Source organism: Pseudomonas sp. SK (assembly GCF_012975065.1).
Classification (GTDB): domain Bacteria; phylum Pseudomonadota; class Gammaproteobacteria; order Pseudomonadales; family Pseudomonadaceae; genus Aquipseudomonas; species Aquipseudomonas anuradhapurensis.
This window is the reverse complement of the sequence record NZ_CP051857.1, coordinates 3,053,091-3,072,960: the sequence shown is the minus strand read 5'-3', so window position 1 is coordinate 3,072,960 and position 19,870 is coordinate 3,053,091. Positions and strand designations below refer to the sequence as shown.

Annotated in this window: 14 protein-coding genes; 6 read left to right on the top strand and 8 right to left on the bottom strand. The window is 63.4% G+C overall.

Going from position 1 to position 19,870, the window contains the following annotated elements; all coding sequences use genetic code 11:
• Positions 1 to 23 precede the first annotated feature (23 nt).
• From HG549_RS14160 to HG549_RS14150, 3 genes are all read right to left on the bottom strand, one after another.
• The gene (locus HG549_RS14160; RefSeq protein WP_170030129.1) at positions 24 to 491 is read right to left on the bottom strand and encodes a VOC family protein; all 468 of its coding nucleotides are present in this window, start codon (positions 489 to 491) and stop codon (positions 24 to 26) included.
• A 111-nt stretch (positions 492 to 602) separates the two neighbouring features.
• Positions 603 to 2,222: an NADP-dependent glyceraldehyde-3-phosphate dehydrogenase gene (locus HG549_RS14155; protein ID WP_170030128.1), complete on the bottom strand. Its 1,620-nt coding sequence runs from the start codon at positions 2,220 to 2,222 to the stop codon at positions 603 to 605.
• Positions 2,223 to 2,370: 148 nt separating this feature from the next.
• Positions 2,371 to 6,195 (bottom strand): leucine-rich repeat domain-containing protein, encoded by a 3,825-nt coding sequence (locus HG549_RS14150; protein ID WP_170030127.1) that lies wholly within the window; start codon positions 6,193 to 6,195, stop codon positions 2,371 to 2,373.
• A 333-nt stretch (positions 6,196 to 6,528) separates the two neighbouring features.
• Between HG549_RS14150 and HG549_RS14145 the strand changes: the two genes are divergently transcribed.
• The 3 genes from HG549_RS14145 (at position 6,529) to HG549_RS14135 (ending at position 9,712) form a co-directional block, all read left to right on the top strand.
• Complete coding sequence (locus HG549_RS14145; RefSeq protein WP_170030126.1) at positions 6,529 to 7,683, top strand: hypothetical protein; 1,155 nt, start codon at positions 6,529 to 6,531, stop codon at positions 7,681 to 7,683.
• A 73-nt stretch (positions 7,684 to 7,756) separates the two neighbouring features.
• On the top strand, positions 7,757 to 8,884 hold the full coding sequence (locus HG549_RS14140; RefSeq protein ID WP_170030125.1) for a glycosyltransferase family 61 protein: 1,128 nt from the start codon (positions 7,757 to 7,759) through the stop codon (positions 8,882 to 8,884).
• A gap of 36 nt (positions 8,885 to 8,920) precedes the next feature.
• The gene (locus HG549_RS14135) at positions 8,921 to 9,712 is read left to right on the top strand and encodes an AraC family transcriptional regulator (protein ID WP_170030124.1); all 792 of its coding nucleotides are present in this window, start codon (positions 8,921 to 8,923) and stop codon (positions 9,710 to 9,712) included.
• Here HG549_RS14135 and HG549_RS14130 read toward each other — a convergent pair.
• Positions 9,682 to 10,290 carry a LysE family translocator gene (locus HG549_RS14130; RefSeq protein ID WP_170030123.1) on the bottom strand — a complete coding sequence of 203 codons (609 nt, stop codon included), beginning with the start codon at positions 10,288 to 10,290 and terminating at the stop codon, positions 9,682 to 9,684. The two genes, HG549_RS14135 and HG549_RS14130, sit on opposite strands and share 31 nt — an antisense overlap.
• A 280-nt stretch (positions 10,291 to 10,570) precedes the next feature.
• On the opposite strand from HG549_RS14130, the gene HG549_RS14125 reads away from it, so the two are divergent.
• Positions 10,571 to 12,142, top strand: coding sequence for a TerC family protein (locus HG549_RS14125; protein ID WP_170030122.1), 1,572 nt, complete (start codon positions 10,571 to 10,573; stop codon positions 12,140 to 12,142).
• On the opposite strand, the gene rarD is transcribed toward HG549_RS14125, so the two are convergent.
• Both rarD and HG549_RS14115 read right to left on the bottom strand, forming a co-directional pair.
• Entirely contained in the window at positions 12,105 to 12,992 is an 888-nt protein-coding gene (gene rarD, locus HG549_RS14120; protein ID WP_170030121.1) for an EamA family transporter RarD, read from the bottom strand. The two genes, HG549_RS14125 and rarD, sit on opposite strands and share 38 nt — an antisense overlap.
• 32 nt (positions 12,993 to 13,024) lie before the next feature.
• Entirely contained in the window at positions 13,025 to 14,611 is a 1,587-nt protein-coding gene (locus tag HG549_RS14115; RefSeq protein WP_170030120.1) for an EAL domain-containing protein, read from the bottom strand.
• Between the two features lie 298 nt (positions 14,612 to 14,909).
• On the opposite strand from HG549_RS14115, the gene hppD reads away from it, so the two are divergent.
• The gene (hppD, locus tag HG549_RS14110; protein ID WP_170030119.1) at positions 14,910 to 15,986 is read left to right on the top strand and encodes a 4-hydroxyphenylpyruvate dioxygenase; all 1,077 of its coding nucleotides are present in this window, start codon (positions 14,910 to 14,912) and stop codon (positions 15,984 to 15,986) included.
• Positions 15,987 to 16,006: 20 nt separating this feature from the next.
• On the opposite strand, the gene HG549_RS14105 is transcribed toward hppD, so the two are convergent.
• On the bottom strand, positions 16,007 to 16,813 hold the full coding sequence (locus HG549_RS14105; protein WP_256665898.1) for a CSS-motif domain-containing protein: 807 nt from the start codon (positions 16,811 to 16,813) through the stop codon (positions 16,007 to 16,009).
• A gap of 132 nt (positions 16,814 to 16,945) precedes the next feature.
• The gene (locus tag HG549_RS14100; RefSeq protein WP_170030118.1) at positions 16,946 to 17,632 is read right to left on the bottom strand and encodes a type 1 glutamine amidotransferase domain-containing protein; all 687 of its coding nucleotides are present in this window, start codon (positions 17,630 to 17,632) and stop codon (positions 16,946 to 16,948) included.
• Between the two features lie 166 nt (positions 17,633 to 17,798).
• Here HG549_RS14100 and HG549_RS14095 point away from each other — a divergent pair, with 166 nt between their 5' ends.
• A complete protein-coding gene (locus HG549_RS14095; protein WP_170030117.1) occupies positions 17,799 to 19,865 on the top strand; it encodes a PAS domain-containing sensor histidine kinase in 2,067 nt (688 codons plus the stop codon).
• Positions 19,866 to 19,870 lie beyond the last annotated feature (5 nt).

Here is a 19,870-nt window from a genome sequence, read left to right as displayed (position 1 = left end):
TCGCGCCGCTTTCAACCTGCCGTTCAGTTGCCGCCGAACAGCTTCGCGGCACGGGCGCGAATTTCCTCGGGGGTCAGGTCCTCCTTGTGGGTGGAGACGAACCAGATATTGCCGAATGGGTCTTTCAGCGTGCCGCTACGGTCGCCATAGAACTGGTCGGTCACTGCGCTCAGCTGGGTGGCGCCGGCTGCCAGGGCCTGGGCATGGACCTTGTCGCTGTCCTCGACATACAGGTGCAGCCCTACACCCGCGCCGGTGAGCTTCTGGCTGGCGGTGAGGCCGCCTTCCATGTCGCACGGGTCGCCAAGCATCAGCGACGAGTCACCGATCTTCAGCTCGGCATGGCCAATGCGGCCACCCGGGGCGTCGAGGCGGAACATCTCGACGGCACCGAAGGCCTTCTTGTAAAACTCGATGGCCGCGGCGGCATCGTTGATGGCCAGGTAGGGGGTGATGCTGTGCTGGCCTTCGGGAATGGGTCTGGCTGGCATGTTCGACGCTCCTTTGCAATTGGGCGCCGGCGGGCGCCCTGTTGCTTAGAGTCGTTTGCGCGGATGGAAAATCGACCGTATTGATAGATCGATTGTCTATAAGCGCGCTGGTCAGAAGATGTAGTCGGTAGTCAGGAAGCTCGACTGCCGGTTGCGGATGATCTCGCTGATAAGCGCCTTGTTGGCCGCCTGGAAGCGTGTTGCCACCAGCGTCCGGATCGAGAACACGCGCAGGGCGTCATGCACCGACAGGGTGCCTTCGGCGCTGTTCTTGCGGCCATTGAACGGGTAGGTGTCCGGGCCGCGCTGGCATTGCGCGTTGATGTTGATCCGGCCGACCTGGTTGGCGAAGGTGTCGACCAGGCTGCCGATGGTTGCCGGGTCGTTGCCGAACAGGCTCAGTTGCTGGCCGTAGTCGGAGTCGAGCACGTAATCGATCACCGTCTGCAGATCGCGGTAAGGCACCACCGGCACCAGTGGGCCGAACTGTTCCTCGTGGTACACGCGCATGTCGGGCTGCACCGGGTACAGCACGGCCGGGTAGAAGAACGAGCCGCGGCTGTGCCCGCCACCTTCGTTGACTACCCGTGCGCCCTTGGCCTTGGCATCGGCCACCAGGCCGTCGAGGTAATCGACCTTGCCCGGCTCCGGCAGTGGCGTCAGCGCTACACCAGGCTCCCAGGGCATGCCGGGCTTCAGTGCGGCCAGCTTGCGCTGGAACTTGTCGAGGAAGGCGTCCACCACGTCCTCGTGGACGAACAGGATCTTCAACGCCGTGCAGCGCTGGCCATTGAACGACAGCGCGCCGGTGACGGCTTCCTCGACGGCGTTGTCGAGGTCCACCTGGGGCAGGACGATGCCCGGGTTCTTGGCATCCAGGCCCAGCGCGGCGCGCAGGCGGTGCGGGCGCGGGTGCAGTTTTTTCAGGTCACTGGCGGCCTTGTGCGTGCCGATGAAGGCGAACACATCGATCTTGCCACTGGCCATCAGCGCGCTCACCGTTTCCCGGCCGCGGCCATAGATGACGTTGATCACGCCTGGCGGGAAGCTGTCGCGGAACGCTTCGAGCAGCGGCCGAATCAGCAGTACGCCGAACTTGGCCGGTTTGAACACCACGGTGTTGCCCATGATCAGGGCCGGGATCAACGTGGTGAAGGTTTCATTGAGCGGGTAGTTGTAAGGCCCCATGCACAGCGCTACACCCAGCGGTGCCCGGCGGATCTGGCCCAGCGTGCCCTGTTCCAGCTCGAAGCGACTGGAGCGGCGATCGAGGTCCTTGAGGGCATTGATGGTGTCGACGATATAGTCGCAGGTACGGTCGAATTCCTTTTCCGAGTCCTTGAGGTTCTTGCCGATCTCCCACATCAGCAGCTTGACCACTGCTTCGCGCTGCTCACGCATGCGCGCCAGGAACGCCTCGACATGCTGGATGCGCTCGGCCACGCGCAGGGTGGGCCAGGCGCCGCGGCCTTTGTCGTAGGCCTGTACGGCGGCATCGAGAGCGGTGAGCGCGGTATCGGCGTCGAGCAGCGGCGCGCTGCCCAGCACCACCTGGTGTTCTTCGTTGCCGTCCTTGAGCCAGACCGGGCTGCGCACCGTGGCCAAGGGGCCGTCCCAGCGCCTGAGCTCGCCGTTCACCAGGTAGTCGCGTTGTTCCAGGGGGGCTTCCAGGCGCCAGGATTGCGGGATGTTTTCGGCACTGGGGAAGAGTGAATCGAGCAGACGGTCCATGGGTACTGCACCTCACATTACTGGGCGGGTTTAGAGCCGGGTGAAACGCTTCAGCTGCGAGCATGCACCGGCTGCCGGAAAAACACCAGTCTGGCCTAACCTGGCCATCAATGCCTGCCTGTTGTACAGGCAGGCGCGCAGGGCCATGTCAAAGCGGGAGGTTGAACAGGTTGTATGGCGGGTGCGTCAACCATTCCTGGCGCAGGGCCGGGTCTGCGTCGATCAACGCCAGGCGCCGCCAGAACTCGGCACGAGCATGTTGCGGATGGGACAGGAACGGTTCACCTTCGAGCAACGGCCTGAGATCGCGCCGATACTGCAGCGGTAACCGCTGCCACAGGGCCGCTTCGGCCGGGCCGGTCTGCTCGAAGAATTCCAGGTAGTCATCTGCGTTTACCAGCAGGTCCACCTGGTGCGTGGCGTTGTAGGCTTCGATCTGCGCAAGCACCGGGGCGCCCAGCCAGTCGCTTTCCAGGCGCAGCGCGTCTGCGACCGGCCGTGGCACGTTGAAACCCTCCGGCAACCGCAGCAGCTGATTGTCGCCAATGTCGAGCATGATCGGCTCGGTGACCAGCTCCAGGCCGCGCGGCAATTCGCTGAGCGTACAGTTGTTCAGGAACAGCGTCTTCAGATAAGCCAGCCCGCGCAGGTCCGGGGCCTGCAGCAAGGGGTTGCCCGACAGGTCCAGGACAACCAGGCCGAAGCAGCTGTCCAGGGTTTGCTGGGCCTGGGCATCCCAGGTGATACGGTTGCCTTCCATATCCAGCCAGCTTAGCTGGGCAGGGTTGCTCAGGCGCGGCAGTGTGTCGAAGCGGCAGTCAGTCAGCAGCAAGCGCTGCAGGTTGGGGAAGCGTTGGAAGAATCTGCCCGGCAACTGGCTGAGCGAACGGTTATAGCTCAAGGACAGATGCTCGACATGGCTGAAGTCATTGGGTAGTGGCAGGCTGGCCAGGGCCTGGTTGTCCAGTTCCAGGCCGGACAGGTCCAGGCTGTGCAGGCGGCCACCGCCTTCCAGCGCTACGGTCGAGAGTCGTTGCCAGGCGTTGAGGATGGGGCGGATCGCCCGCTGCCTCTGGTGCGTGCGCTGCGGGTCGGGCCGGGCCCACTCCCGCAGGTCGCGGCGCAGGCTATCCAGACGCTGCTGCAGGTCGCGCAGCCGCTGGGTGGGGGAGCGAAGGTCATCGAGGTACGGGTTGTCCTCATCGTTGCCGAGCCAGTTTTCGAATTCCTGATCGCTGGCGTCGGGGTACAGGCGGCGGTAGGCCCCGGCCAGCGACCCTGCCAGGCGCGGCTGATGGGGTTCGGGGGCAAGGGGCCGGCCGCCGTACAGGGCGCCCTTGGGCCTGCGCAGCAACGCGCGATGCCCCCACAGCCGCTGTGCCAGTATCGCCCTGTGCTGGTCGGCCCAGGCCAGCACACGCTGGCGTAGCGTGCTGCCATCGTCGGTGAGCAAACCCAGGGTCTGGCGTTGCGCGGCTGGCAGGGCCTGTTCTACCGCGCGGCACAGGTCGTGATCACGCAGTGCGGGTGCAGGGCGATCACCGAGATAGGCCTCATAGCCGTCGACGGTCTTGATCACACGGTACAGGGTAGTGGCCCGGTCGCTGCCGACCTGGTCCAGGCGGACGCCTGCCGGGCTGGCGCCGCACAACTCCAGGCGCACATCCCCAGGCCAGCCCGGCATGGCATCCAGTGCGCTGAACAACAGGTGTTCGCTGGCGCTGTTGGCCCGGGCTGGCTGAAGCAGGCCCTCCAGCGCGCGTACCAGCGGTAGCTCGCTGTGCACCTGCTCCAGCGATTGGCGAACCCACACAGGCAACTGGCTGCGCTGTTGCCAGGCGAGCAGTTCGGCGTCATCCAGCGGTGCCAGCAAGCGCCTGGCCAGGGCAGGGGACAGCCGCGGGTAGGTATCGAGCAATTTCTGCGTCGGTGGAGTAATGGCTGCGTCACCGTTGTACAGCCGCTCGAACAAGCCAGGCGGGGCCTTGCCAGCCAAAACCTCGACCTCGGCTTGTGCCGCCATGCGTTGCAGCGCATCGAGCAACAGTGGCGGCGTGGCCAGGCCTTCCAGGTGCACCCGGCGCAACTGCGTGGCATCGATGCCACAAAGCCGTCCAGCCTGCGCCAACTGGTCTGGGGTGAAGGCGCGGTAGGCATCGCCCAGCCGGCGCGCCAGCTGGGCAAATGGCCACTGCTCGGGGTGCTCATGCTGGCCACGCCAGGCGCCTTGGCCATCATGCGTCAGCGGTGGCTGCCAGGCATCCGGCGTATCAGGGTGAACCACCCGCCATTGCTGCAGGTCGTTGTCGAATCGTTGTTCGAACAGATGGCCGTCCATGCGGATGAAATGGCGGCCCTCGTACAGGTATTGGCCAAGTGGATTGGCCTGCAGGTGTTCGGGCAGAACCCGGGCACTGCGGTAGGGGGTGAGGTCTTCATTCCAGAGCCGGTAGCGCCCGTCGCGGCCGCGTACCTGCTGCAGGCTTTCCATCAATGGGCTGTTGAACAGCTTGGGGACCACCTTGGCAGCTGTCGCGAAGCCGGCAATCAGCGCCAGGTTCAGGCCGACCGCCTCCAGGTGGCGCAGCGCCAGGTGCCGGTCGCCTTCCTGCCAGGCCTCATAGCCCTCGAAGGCTTCGCCGAGCAACTGACATGCGGTAACGGCCAGCATCAGGGTGCCTACCCCTGGAATGAAGAAACCGGCGATATTCAGTGCATCCAGGCCAAGGCTTTCCCATGCCTCCAGGCGCCTGGCCCGCGCGCTGGCATCGGCCGCGGCTGTCGGCACCGCCAGCAGGCTGGCTTCGTGCTTGAGGCGGGCCAGGTGCAGGTCCTGGTAGTGGCCGAAAGGCTCGGCCGTGATCGCCAGGCGCGTGGGGCGCAGGTCGGCCTGTGCGGCACGCTGCCAGGTGCGGTCGGGGGCGCTGTTGCCGGTAGCGTCGAGGTTCTGCTGCAGCAGGTCGAGGAAGTGCGCGCGCTGGTCCTGGCTGATGTAGGCGCTGAAGGCCTGGCGGGCATCGGCTTCCAGCAGCAAGGTCGCCAGTGCATCGTGCACCGCCTCCAGGTTGCTGCACTGTCGCAGGGCTGGGTCATGGCCGGGCAGGTACAGGGCCAACCCTGCGCGGCCGGCGTCGATCAGCATGACTTCGTGCAGGGTGATGCCGAACAGCGCCAGCTGCCAGCACTTCACCTCGCCACCCTGCAGCAGTTGCTCGACCTGGTCACGCATGCTGCCGTCGACCAGGTGCCGCAAGTAGGCAAGGTCGGCGGCCAGGCGCAGGCGGTTTTTCTGCACCTTGATGGCCAGCGCTCGGGTGGTGGGCCGGGCGAAGTGTTGTTCAAGGTGGGCCTGATACGCACCCCCCAGGTCCAGTTCACGGCATAACGTGGCGAACTCGCTGGGGGCCAGCGGCAGGCGCTCCACCCGGTAGCGCTCGGACTTCAGCGGAAAGTGGGCCACAGGTACCTGCATACCCAATGTGACCGAACCTTGTACCTCGACTGCCGTCACCTGGATGTTGCCGCTCAAGGCAATGGCACTCTCGGCAGTGAACGCCTCGTCGTCGGCGAAGTTCTGCAGGGCTGCCTGGAGCAGGTTATGGCGCTGGTGACGATAGAGATAGCGCATGCCGCCCCAATGCCAGGTGCGTTCGACCCGCAGTAACTCGGTGCTGCGCAGGGCCTGAATGCCATGTTGGGCAAGGCGGCCCTGCAGCAACGGCTCAGCGAATTCAGTGATCTGTTTCAGGCCTTGCAGTGAGTGGGCCAGGGCTGCTTGTGCGTGGAGCAGGCGCGTGCTGCTGGCGCGCACGGCCTGGCGCAGGTCTGGGGGTGAATTGGCGAACCAGTCCTGTGCCTGCCACGGGGCGACCTGGGTACGCGGTAACGTGGCCCACTGTTCGGGCGTTGCCTGGCGGGCCCACTGCGGTAGTTGCGCTTCGAGCACGGTCTGATGAGGGTTGTTGGCGGGCATGGCGATGCTCCTTCTCTATAAGAGAAGGCATCAAACGTGATTTCTCGCTGGGCAAGTGGTAACGGGATAACGCGCGAGCGCAGGGCCACAGAACGTGTTCAGCGGAGGCGCTGTTCATGCAGGAAATTTGACGCCATGAAACGTTGCAGCAGCCCGAACAGGCGTCAGGAAATGCAATCAAAGTGCCGCTTGCGAAACGCTTTGGGCCCACCTTAAATTGTTAATCGATAGCACACTTTGTGGATAAAACGCGCAAATCCATAACCAGTCGTTGCTGAACAGTGGTCCTTTTCCGATAGACCAAAGAGCACATCGAAGGACGTCGAAGAAGAAATGAAAGCGACCTTGACGGCTTTGGCGCGAAAACACTTGTCGCCCTCGATACGCTACGAAATCAGACACCTGGCCAGCAAACTGCGTGAAGGACTGGCGCGTGCCTGCTTCTGGCGCTGGGAAGTGGCCAGGTTCCGCTTGCAGCAGGAAAGCCCTTACGAGATTGTCTATGTCGGGCGCAAGCAGCAGAGGGAAATGGCCAAGCTGCTGATCGCCGGCAAGGGCCAGGCCAGCATGGCAATCATCGACAGCGCCAGCGCGACCACGGCAGCCGACCACCGGGTGGTGGTCAGCGAAATGCCGACGGCGGGGGCGTTGTCGGTGCCGCATTACCTGAGCGCCGTGGTGCCGCTGGGCCGTCCGCTGGAGGACATCACGGCGCGCTACGACAGCGAGCTCAGACGCAGCATCCGCAAGCATCGCCCGCTGTACCGTATGCGCCAGGCCCTGACGGACGAGGAGATCGCCATGGCCGACCGCGACCTTCTGCGCCCCTATGCCAGCGCCAGGCAGGGGATCCATGCCGCCCAGTTCCCCACGCCGGAAGTGTTCCGCATTGCCAGGAGCGCCGGTCGGCTCGACCTGATCACGTTGAACGACGAAGTGATTGGCTGCCACCTGGGCTGTGAAGTGGTGCGCGGCGGCAAGCGTTATTGGAGCACGTTGCGTTTCGGCTATTGCGAGGCGGTGTTTTCCGATGCGCGCAAGTTGCGCGAGGTGAACTCGATCACCACCTTCATGGCGCTGGAATGGGCCCTGGAGAAGGGCTTCGATTACTACGACATTGGCCTTTGCCTGGCGCGCCCGGACGACGGGTTGCTGAAATGGAAGCGCCGCCGCGGCGGCGATATCGACTCGCTTGGCAACCATGCCTGTCTGTTTGTTCGCTTACCGAGGACCGGCACCGCGAAGTTCCTCTGGGACACTCCGATGTTCGCCATCGAAGGCGACAAGCTCACGCTGCACCTGGGGTTGCCCGAAGGCCCGAGTGACGCGGAAGTCGCCAGCCGCTACCAGGAAATGGTGTTTGGCGGCCTGCACAAGATCTACCTCTACGGTCGCAGCGGTGCAGGCGAGCCATTCATGGAGAGCTTACGCAGCCGCTACGCCAGCCTGCAGTCACCGCCCAGCATGGAACGGGTCATGTGCAGTTAGAGATATCCAAGTCGTGTTGATCTGGCACGTTGCGCCAAAATTCTTCTGGCCTCTTCACCAAGGGAGCAGCTTCATGGAGAGCGACATCTCGCAGTCCGGCACACCAGCGCCAGCCAGGCAGCACACCTGGACCTTGGCCGCCTATTGCAACATGGTGCGCAAACGGCTGGGCGGGCGCAGCGTCATCGACCTCAAGAGCATCGCGGACAAAAGCTGGGACATTGCCCCGGGCGAAACCACGGTCTCGCCACCGGCCATTTATCTGCCAGGTCAACTGGAGCGAGTGACGGGCTGGGAAGGCAAGCGTTTCTATCCGTACGTACACCCGGGTCCTACCATGCGGGGCGGCATCAGCGTGCAGCAAGGGCCGACCCGGGGGTACCTGTTCAAAGATGTGTGGTTGGTCGAGGGGGCATTGTACAAGGGCAAGGCCAGCCACTGGCTGTCGCTGAAGCCTCGCACTTTTCCAACCATCACCGTGGACCGCGAAGTCGATCGCGCGGCGATCTACTGCACGCAGAACGGCAATACCTGGTTCGGCACCTGGCTGATGGAAGATTGCCCGACCTATGCGTTGGCCCGCAACGAGGGCGTACCGGTGACCACGGCGCCTTCGGCCAGATTCCCGCTGTATCCCCAGGTGCAGGCCTATGAAAACTGGCTGGAGATGAGACCGCTGCGCTTGCGCAGTGCGTTCTTCCGGGAACTGGTGCTGTTCGATGATCTGTCCAACAACCGCAGCCGACATGCTCGCTACCGGGCCATGGGCGAAAAGTTGCTGGCGCATGTGGCGCATGCTTCCCACCCTGGTGTGTTCCTGCTGCGCGGTAGTGACGGTGACTTGCGCCTGTTGCGCAATGAGCTGGCGCTGGCCGAGCATTTGAGAGCCACCCGCGGCTTTCGCATTGTCAATCCGCTGAAGTGCGATGTACCCACTATCGTGGCGGCCTGTGCCGGGGCGAGGGTGGTGATGGGGGTGGAGGGTAGTCAGCTGGTGCACGGCGTGAACGTACTGCAACCCGGCGGCTGCCTGCTGACCTTGCAGCCGCCGAACCGGTTCGTCAGCTACTACAAGTACCTCACGGATCGTGACGACCAACATTTCGGCTTTGTGGTGGGGACACCGGAAGGCGATGGTTTTACGATTGATATTGGCGAAGTGGAACGAACACTCGACCTGTTTCCCCGGCATACTGTGTAGTATCCGGATGCATGACAGCGGCGAGCGGGGCGAGGGATGATCGAAGTATCAAGGTTTTGGCGTGATCCGGCGTTGCCCTTCGTCGAAGCGCGACGGGTAGGGGATGGGCGCCAGGTGTGTTACGCCGCGCACTCTCATGAAAGCTTTTCCCTCGGAGTGATCACCGGCGGGCGCAGTACTTACCTGAACGGTGACCGGCAGCTCGAGGTGGCAGCGGGTACCACGGTGCTGATGAACCCAGGCGTGGTGCATGCCTGCAACCCCATTGCCGGGGAAGCATGGTCGTACCTGATGCTGTTCGTCGACATGCCCTGGTTGCAGGCGCAGGGGTTTGCCTTGCCGGCCCAGGCCTGGAGTCGCTCGCCAGAATTGTACCGGCGGCTGTTGCAGCTGTTTGCCGACCTGTTCGATGCCAGCGTGCCAGACCGCGAACACCGCCTGGCGGCGCTGTTTGCCGCGTTGCCGGGTCTGCTCGGCGGCCATAGCGGTGTGCCCGAGGAGGGCAACCCGCGGTTGGCCGCCGCGGCTGCATTCATCCGTGCCCATCGCAGCGACCCGCTGAGCCTGGAAGACATCTGCGCCGCCTGCGGTCTGTCACGCTCCTACCTGATCCGCGCATTCCGCCAGCGCTTCGGCCTGACGCCGCATGGCTACCTGCTCGACCAGCGTGTGCAACTGGCCAGGGCGCAGTTGCGCCAGGGCCGGGCGATTGCCGAGGTGGCGCAGGAAGCCGGGTTTGCCGACCAGGCACACCTGCAGCGGGCGTTCAAGCAGCACCTGGCGGCGACCCCCGGGCATTACCGCAATGCCGCCCCTTGCTGGCCCTGAAGCACCAGGCAGATCGCGCTGCCCACCAACAGCACGGCCAAGCCCCGATTGAGCCGGCGCAGGTGCCGTGGGTTGCCCAGGTATTGCCGGATCACGCTGCCTGCCCACGCCCAGCTGGCCACTGAAAGGAAACAGATCGGCCCATAGATCCAGGCGAACAGCCACAGCAGCTGCTGCTCACCGCCGGTGTAGGCACCAACCCCGGCCACCGCTGCCAGCCAGGCCTTGGGGTTGAGCCATTGCATCGCCGCGCCGTGCCACGCCGAAGGGGCCTGCAGCGGATGGCTGCCACCCAGTTGCCCATCGTCGGCTGCCAGCTTCCACGCCATGTACAGCAGGAACGCCACGCCGCCCCAGTGCAACAGCAGGCCCAGTAGTGGCCAGCGCAGCAGCAACTGGTGCAGGCCCAGGCCGACCAGCACCAGCAGCAGACAGAAGCCCAGCGTGGCGCCGGCCACATGGGCCAGGCTGGCGCGCAGGCCATGGCGGGCACCGCTGCCCAGCGCGACGATGTTGACCGGGCCGGGGGAGATCGAAGCCGCCAGCGCGAAGGCGGCCATGGACAGGGACAGGCTCATGAGGAAATCCGTTTGGTTGAGAGAGGGTTTCATCCTCGGCTAATGACAGCCGGTGGTATTGAAGAAAAGTACCCATCGCCGGGCCGGCGGTTTGCTACGTTAGTGGTTACAGGTTTTGTAATAGTTTTCCGTTATCAAACTCAGCTGCTCAGCCGGTACGATCATTTTCCCTATTTGCTATCAAGGTCCCTATGAGCACCTTCGCGGAGCCCCCCAGTCCCCGGCCTTCACGGCCTTCCTTTTCTCGTCCTCGTGACGTTGCCCACATGAGTATCCGCTAATGGAATGGCTAGCCGACCCCACGGCCTGGCTGGGCCTGTTGACGCTTATCGTCCTCGAACTGGTGCTGGGCATCGACAACCTGGTGTTCATCGCCATCCTCGCCGACAAGCTGCCGCCGCATCAGCGCGACCGCGCGCGGGTGATTGGCCTGAGCCTGGCGCTGATCATGCGCCTGGGCCTGCTGGCCAGCATTTCCTGGATGGTCACCCTGACCACGCCGTTGTTCGAGGTGTTTGCCAAGAGCTTCTCCGGCCGGGACCTGATCATGCTGTTCGGTGGTGTGTTCCTGCTGTTCAAGGCCACCATGGAGTTGCATGAACGTCTGGAGGGCCATGTGGCCCAGGCCAGCGGCGCGGTGCGCCATGCCGCGTTCTGGCCGATCGTTGCGCAGATCGTGGTGCTCGACGCGGTGTTCTCGCTTGATGCGGTCATCACCGCAGTGGGCATGGTCGAACAGTTGTCGGTGATGATGATCGCGGTGATCTTCTCGATCGGCATCATGATCGTCGCCAGCAAGCCGCTGACCCGCTTCGTCAACGCCCACCCCACGGTGATCATGCTGTGCCTGGGCTTCCTGATGATGATCGGCTTCAGCCTGACTGCCGAAGGCCTGGGCTTCCATATCCCGAAAGGCTACCTGTACGCGGCGATCGGCTTCTCCATCCTGATCGAACTGTTCAACCAGCTGGCCCGTGCCCGCCGCAAGCGCAGCCTGCAGCAGCACCGGCCGCTGCGCGAACGTACTGCGCATGCTGTGCTGCGCCTGCTGGGTGGTCGCCGGGTCGAGGCTGACGAAGTGGGTGAGGAGATCGCCGACCTGGTCGCGAGCGGCGAGGAGCAGGTGGTGTTCGACCGTCGCGAGCGGGTGATGATCAGTGGCGTGCTGAACCTCGCCGAGCGGCCGATCCGCACGGTGATGACGGCACGCGCCGAGGTCGATGTGATCGACCTGGCGCAGCCGGCCGACGCCATTGCCCAGGCCCTGGCCAATTCGCCGTACTCGCGCCTGCCGTTGATCCGCGATGGGCGCGTGGACGAGCCACTGGGCTTCGTGCACAAGAAGGAACTGCTCAAGGAGCTGCTGGCGGGTAACCAGCCGGACCTGGAAGGTATGGCCCGGGCGCCATTGAACCTGCTGGAAAGCTTCAGCATCCTCAACGCCCTGGAACAGATGCGTGGCCAGTCCACCCATATCGCCTTCGTGGTCAACGAGTTCGGTGACTTTACCGGCCTGCTGACCATGACCGACATCCTCGAGTCGATCGCCGGTGAATTGCCCGATGCCAGCGAGGTTGAAGGGCCGGGCATCGTCGAGGACGGTGAGGGCTTCGTGGTCAGCGGTGCGGTGAACCTGAGCCAGGTACAGGCACGCACGGGGTTCAGCGCCCGCGCCACCGAGGACTACCAGACCCTCGCGGGCCTGGTCATGAGCCTGCTTGACCGCCTGCCGGTGGTTGGCGACCGCCTGGCCTGGAACGGCTGGACGCTGGTCGTGGAGGCGGTTGAAGAACGGCGTGTGCGCCAGGTTCGGCTTACACCGAACGACGCCGTTGACGCAGCAGGTGCCTGAACCCTTCGAGGATCAGCACCAGTACCGCGGCCCAGATCGGCAGGTAGGTCAGCCACTGGTCCGGGCCGATGGTCTCGCCGAGCAGCAGCGCCACGCCCACCAGCAGCACGGGTTCGACATAGCTGAGCAGGCCGAACAGGCTGAAGGGCAGCAAGCGGCTGGCCAGCACATAGGCAATCAGCGCCGAGGCGCTGATTGCTCCGAGAATCGGGATCAGCGCATACAACCCGGGGTATGCCTGCAGGTCAGCCGTGGACAGCGGGCCCTGGATCACGAAATACAACGCCCACGGCAACAGCAGGCACATGTCGCACCACAGGCCACCGAGGTGGTCTGTGCGGCACCGCCGGCGCAACACGAAGTAGATCGGGTAGCCGATTGTCACCACCAGGGTTTCCCAGGCAAAACTGCCATGCTGGAACAGTTCGTGGCCTACGCCCAGCGCGGCACACGCCACCGCCACCTTTTGCAGGCGTGACAGCCGCTCGCCGTAGACCAGCCGCCCGGTCAGGACCATGGCCAGCGGTAGCAGGAAGTAGCCCATCGACACTTCCAGGCTGCGCCCGTGCAGGGGCGCCCAGAGGAACAGCCACAGCTGCACACCCATCAGCCACGATGTGCCGAGCATGCCCAGCGCCAGCAGCGGCGTGCGTCTTACCCGGGCGAGCAATTCGGCGACCCGTTTCCAGTCCTGCGAGACCAGCATGAACAGGGTGAGGCAAGGCAAGGTCAGCAGCGTGCGCCAGCCGAAGATTTCCTCGCCGTCGAGTGGGGTGAGCAGCGAGGTATAGAAGTACATCACGGCGAACAGACAGGACGCCATGACCGACGAGAGAATGCCTTTTGACACGAATGCCTCGAATTGGGAGTTGAGCGGCTGGATCAGCCGCGCATGATCTCAGGGGGCGCAGCTTGCGGCAACCGCGATGCGCTCGCATGTGCGGCCAGCGCTTCGAGAAACGCGGCCGCCGGCATGGGCCTGGCGTACAGGTAGCCCTGCTGGAAGTCGACATCGTGACGGGCCAGGTAGTCGCGCTGGGCTTCGGTCTCGACCCCCTCGGCGACAATCCCCAGGCCCAGCTTGGCCGACAGTTCGATGATGGTGTCGAGGATGTGCACCGACAGCGCGTCGCCGCCGATCATGGCGACGAAACTCTGGTCGATCTTCAGGTAGTCGACCTTGAACTGGCGCAGGTAGTTGAGGCTGGACTGGCCAGTGCCGAAGTCGTCGAGGGCGATTTTCACGCCCATGGCGTCCAGCTTCTCGAACAGTTCCAGGGTCACCGGTGTGGCCTCGATCAGCTTGCGCTCGGTCAGCTCCAGGGTCAGCACCACCCGGCCAGGTGGAAAATGCTGGAGGAAGGTACGGCAGTCGTCCAGCAAGCTGAAGTCGCGGCAATGGTCGGCGGTGATGTTGATGCCGATATGGAAGCCGTCTTCCAGCAGCCCGGCATACGGTGCCAGGTTGTGTGCCGTGTGAGTCATCAGCGCGCGGGTCATGGCGACGATCTGCCCACTGTGTTCGGCGTAGGGGATGAACAGGTCGGGCCGCACCAGGCCTTCCTGCGGGTGATTCCAGCGCACCAGCACCTCGGCGCCGGCCCAACGGTAATCACCCTTGCGCACGACCGGCTGGAAGAACGGCAGGAACTCGTCGGCCTCCAGGGCCCGGCGCAGCTCGGCACGGGGCGAGGTGATGCGGCGTATCTGCCAGCGGCATACCAGGGCGGACACCGCGCCCAGCACCAGCAGCAGGCCGAACAGGGCGGGGTAGTGGCTGCGCCATAGCTGGCCTGGCCTGTCGCTGCCATAACCACCCTGCACGCTGAACGGGTAACGCGTCGAGCCCACCTGCACATTCGCCTTGGCGGCGGCGGGGGGCTGGCCCTTGTGCACGATGCCATCCTTGCCCAGCCAGGCATTGCCCACGCGGATCTGCAGCGTTTCGTCGGGGCCGATCAGGCGCAGCGCCGTGAGCAGGTGCTCACCATCGACCGTGCTGATCGCGCCCTGGTCATTGTCGCTGGCCCGATAGACCAGCAGTGGATGGCCCGGGGTGACCGAGTTGCCATCCATCAGCCACAGCTTGCCGTCGGCATAATTACCAGCGTTGACGGGCTCGTCGAAGTCACCGAACAGCGAGGTGCAATAAAGGGTGTTGTGCCGGAACAGGTTGGTCGAGCGGACGAAGGCGTTGCGCGTGACCTCGGCGCGCAATCTGAGTTTGACCTGCTCGCACGGGCTGCCGGCAAGCGGCAGCAGGGAGTCGGCAGCACTGGACAGGTTGTCGAGAATACGTTCGACATGCGCCACCACCTGGCGAGTGGTGGCTTGGCTGCTGGCCTGCATTTCGCGTTCGATCTGCCAGTTCATCACGGCCAGGCCGCACACCACCGGCAGCACGCCGACGACCCAGGGCAGCAGGGTGCGCCAGGTCAGGCCGGCGCGGCGTTTGGCTGTAAGGGGCATGCTGGCTGATCTGCAAGAATAAAACCAGAGGATAGCCGTTTGTCGGCAGGCGTGAGCAACTAAAAACGCGACAAACCAATTTACGCCCTGTAGAATCGATTTACGAATACAACAATAAGGTCCTTCAATGCCGAAGGATCAAGCCCGCCGAGAATGGGTCCATATGACATATCATGGGTTCAAGCTGATCATAGGTGACTTCCTCGCCCGCAGCGTGCGTGGAATCCCCTGCTCACCGCCGTTTCCGTCCGACATCCCACGCAATCATTAATTTTTCGCTGCAGATGAGGACACGAACATGGCTGATATCTTCGACAATCCAATGGGCCTGATGGGCTTCGAATTCATCGAGCTGGCTTCGCCGGCGCCTGGCGTACTCGAGCCGGTATTCCAGATGCTGGGCTTCACCAAGGTGGCTACCCACCGTTCCAAGGATGTGCACCTGTATCGCCAGGGCGGCATCAACCTGATCCTGAACAACGAACCCAAGAGCATCGCCTCGTACTTTGCCGCCGAACATGGCCCATCGGTGTGTGGCATGGCGTTCCGCGTGCGCAACGCCCATGAGGCCTATGCCCGTGCCCTGGAGCTGGGCGCCCAGCCAGTGGAAATCGAAACCGGCCCGATGGAGCTGCGCCTGCCGGCCATCAAGGGTATCGGCGGAGCGCCGTTGTACCTGATCGACCGCTTCGAAGAGGGCAGCTCGATCTACGATATCGACTTCAAGTTCATCGAAGACGTGGACCGTAACCCGGTGGGTGCCGGCCTGAAGATCATCGATCACCTCACCCACAACGTTTATCGCGGGCGCATGGCGTACTGGGCCGGCTTCTACGAGAAACTGTTCAACTTCCGCGAGATTCGCTACTTCGACATCAAGGGCGAATACACCGGCCTGACGTCCAAGGCCATGACCGCACCGGATGGCATGATCCGCATTCCCCTGAACGAAGAGTCTTCGAAGGGCGCCGGGCAGATCGAAGAATTCCTGATGCAGTTCAACGGCGAAGGCATCCAGCACGTGGCCTTCCTCACCGATGACCTGCTGAAGACCTGGGATGCCCTGAAAGGCCTTGGCATGCGCTTCATGACGGCACCGCCGCAAACCTACTACGAAATGCTCGAGGAGCGCCTGCCTGGCCATGGCGAGCCAGTCGATGAGCTGAAGGCTCGGGGCATTTTGCTCGATGGTGCCTCGCAGCCTGGCGACAAGCGCCTGCTGTTGCAGATCTTCTCGGAAACTCTGCTCGGCCCGGTGTTCTTCGAGTTCATCCAGCGTAAGGGGGATGATGGTTTCGGTGAGGGCAACTTCAAGGCGCTGTTCGAATCCATCGAGCGTGACCAGGTACGCCGTGGTGTGCTGAGCACCGACTGATAGCCCAAGGGGTACCGCCGTCATGCATCGATGGCGGCGGTATCAGCCTTTCGCTTGCGCGTTCTGGCCAGGCCCAGGTATGTAATGAACATGCTGGCGACCCCGACCAGTACCAGCGACGGGAGTACCTGATGCAGGGAAAGGCGGAACTCCTGCGCGGTATACCCTTTGGCGTAGCCCCCGATCACCACGTAGCCATATTTTTCCGATACTGCTCGCTGGTTGTATTCGGCTTGCGAGGGACGTTGTGCGTCGCGGCTGTCGCCGTCGCTCCAGATGTACAGCTCATTGAATTCCAGCAGCAAGGTCAGGCCGTCCTGGAAACCGCGTAGTTCGTCGCGCAGCAGTCGACCATAGGCGGTTGCGATGACACCGGGATCGCTGTGCGGTTTCTGGATCTTGATAATCGCCGCGTTGGGCGACGAAGGGGCGTCGAATGCCAGCTTCGCCCGCTGTCCGGACTCGGAAAAGGCGGAGAGATACTCCAACGGGTCCATGTCGGACGCACAATACGCTTGTTTCCCGCGGGTCAGCGCCAATGAACGAAGGTGTGGGCTGCTGGCGACGGTCTGGTCCAGCGCATCCAGCACTTCGGCGCAGGGTTTGCCGGCCAGCGGCAGGATTGTCTCCAGGCTGGCCTCCATGCGGCCTAGCGCCTGGTCGATGCTGAAAACCGCCTCCTGCACGGAAACCTGGGCGTTCTCTTCAAGTTTCCTTTCCAGTTGATAATCCATCATCAGCAACCCGGATAGCACGGGTATGGCGCCGATGGCCAGAATCAGCAACAGTTTTCGCCAATTGATAGTTTGAATCATGGTATTTGCCATAGGCGTGCCGCTCCGTTGACCCTTGCTGTTCGGGGTGAACAGGTCAGCATCGATCCTATGTGCTTGATGACGCGTCGGCTGTAGGCGACAACTGTTGCGCCTTTACAGAAAAGCCGAAGCTCGTTGTCAGCTTCACCTCTCTTTCAATTTCGCCAGTACCTTCTCGGCCAGCAGGGTGGTGGAGGCCGGGTTCTGCCCGGTAATCAGCCGATCATCGACCACCACGTAGGGCATCCACGGGTCCTCATGCTTGCTGTAGTGGCCGCCGCGCGCACCCAGCTCGTTCTCCGTCAGGAACGGGACCACCTTGTCCAGCTCGGCGAGCTTTTCCTCGGTGTTGGAGAAGCCGGTTACCTTGCGCTCCTTCAGCAACAGGCTGTGGTCGCTGAGCTTGATGTTCAGCAGGCCGACAACACCGTGGCAGACTGCAGCGACAATGCCGCCGTTTTCATATACCTGGCGCGCCAGTTCCTGCAGCGGCTGGTTATCGGCAAAGTCGTACATCACCCCATGGCCGCCGGTGTAGTAGATGACGCTGTACTCGGTGGCCTTCACCCGGCCAGGGCTCAAGGTGCTGCCCAGGCGCGACATGAAGCGTTTATCGTCATACCACTGCCAGTCCAGGTCGGGGGCCATTTGCAGGCTGTGCGGGTCGACGGGGACGTAGCCGCCCAGCGGGCTGACATAATCGACCTTGTAGCCGGCTCTTTCGACTTTTTCGACAAAGTGCACGGCTTCCCCCAGCCACAATCCGGTTGCCCGCTTGAGGGTCGGATACTTGGCCGTATTGGTCAGCACCACCAGCATTTTCTTGCTCATGACCACGCTCCCGTCGGCAACCTGAATGGGCCGTTGCTCCCTGGCCCCAGGGGAAACCTAATGAGCATAGCCGTCCTGTGCACGTGCGCCATAGCGCCTGGTGCATGCTGTGCTACCTTGAACGAAAACAATCATGCAGCCTTGAGCTCAGCGGGAGTAAGGATAATTGGTCGCAAACGCTACGCCGCACGAACCTGCGTCGCAGGTCATCCTGCAACCGCCTGTTGCGCCATTGGCCGAAACGATGGCCGAGCGGATTTCGCAGTTCGATTGGGGGCGTACGTCGCTTGGGCCCTGGCCGCGCTGGCCGGCATCGCTGCGTATCGCCGTCGACATGATGCACTTGTCACCATTCCCGTGTGCCGTAGTCTGGGGGCCGGATCTCAACGTGGTCCACAATGATGCCTACCGGGCGTTGCGGCCTGTTGCCCCGGATGCGTTGGGCATGGCCTTCGATGCATTGTGGAGCGATGTCTGGCCGCACATGGGGCCATGGGTGTTCAAGGCCCTGGAGGGGCGCTCGAGTTTTGTCGAGGACCCTCCGCTGCGAATCGCCTGCAATGCCGGTGCCGAGGCACTTTGGTGTGCGTTCGGCTATGCCCCGTTGCACGATGAGCTGGGCAATGTGGCGGGGTTCCTGCACACCGTGATCGAGACCGCCGCCGACGTCGAGGCCCACCATCATTGGCGCGAACAGGCACGCAGTTTCGAATTGCAGATCGAACGGCATGTGGCTGAGCGCGAGCAGTTCTGGCAGCTGTCGCGTGACGCGATGATGACCGTTACTCCCGAACTGAGGATGTGTGCCGCCAACCCCGCCTGGTACCGCATCCTGGGCTGGAGCGAGGAGCAAGTGCGCGATGCGCTGGTGCTGGACCTGGTGCATCCGGCCGACCGGGCAGAGGTGCAGGTGGCCGTCAGCGGGTTCCTGCAGTACCGCAACAGCGAGCAGATAGAGACCCGCCTGCGCCACCGCGACGGCCATTATCACTGGTTTCGCTGGAGCGCGCGTTTCGATGGCAGCCTGCTGACTGCGGTCGGCCGGGACATCACCGAGGACCGTGAGGAAGCCGCTCGCCAATCCGAAGCACTGATGCGCAACCACCAGCGCCTGGAGGTGGTTGGCCAGTTGGCCGGGGGCATGGGCCATGAAATGAACAATTTGCTGTCCGGTATCGGCGGTAGCCTCGAACTGTTGCAGCGCCGCTTTCAGGAAGGGCGACTGGAACGGGTCGAAGCCTATGTGGAAGTGGCGCGCGATTCGGTGCAGCGCGCCATGGAGCTGACCCATCGCCTGCTGGCATTTTCGCGCCATCAGCCGCTGGCGCCGAAGCCGCTGGATTTCAACCGGCAGCTGCGCCTGAGTGAGCCGCTGCTGCTCAGGGCACTGGGCGCAGAGATGTGCCTGCACTGGCAGCTGGATGTTACACCGTGGGCGGTATGCCTCGATGTCGTCCAGCTCGAAAATGCCTTGATCAACCTCTGCACCAATGCGCGCGAAGCCTGTCTGGAGCGGGGCAATGTCACAGTGCGTAGCGTCAACAAGCGGCTGACGGCCTGGTTCCCTGACGAAAAGGGTTTGCCGCCGGGCGACTATGTAGCCTTGCATGTCGAGGATGATGGTCATGGCATGGCGGCAGCGGACATTGCCAGGGCCTTTGAGCCGTTCTTCACCAGCAAACCCATCGGGCGAGGGTCCGGGCTTGGCTTGTCGATGGTGTATGGCTTCGTCGGCCAGTCGGGGGGCTATACCTGGATCGAATCGGCGCCGAACCAGGGCACCCGGGTCTCCATGCTGTTTCCAAGGTGCCGTGAGCCGGTTCCCGAGGCGCCTCGGGTGGTACAGCGCGCACAACGCATGTCACGCGGCGAGCGCCTGCTCCTGGTTGATGACGAGCTGGGCTTGCGCGCGGTCATGCGCGAGTACCTGGCCGAGCGTGGTTTCGACATCACTGAGGCCGGCGACGCCAATACCGCGCTGGAGCGCTTCCGCCATGATGGCCCGTTCGACCTGGTGATCACCGACATCGGCCTGCCGGGTGGTTTCAGTGGCCGACAAGTGGCCAAGGCCATGCGCATGCAGCTTCCTCGCCAGAGGATCCTGTTCATCACCGGCTATGCGGACCAGCGGATCGAGCCGCAGTTGCTTGAACAGCCCGGCACTGCATTGATGAACAAGCCGTTCCCGCTGGCGGACCTTGCGGACGAGGCACTGCGCCTGCTCGACGAGTGAACTGC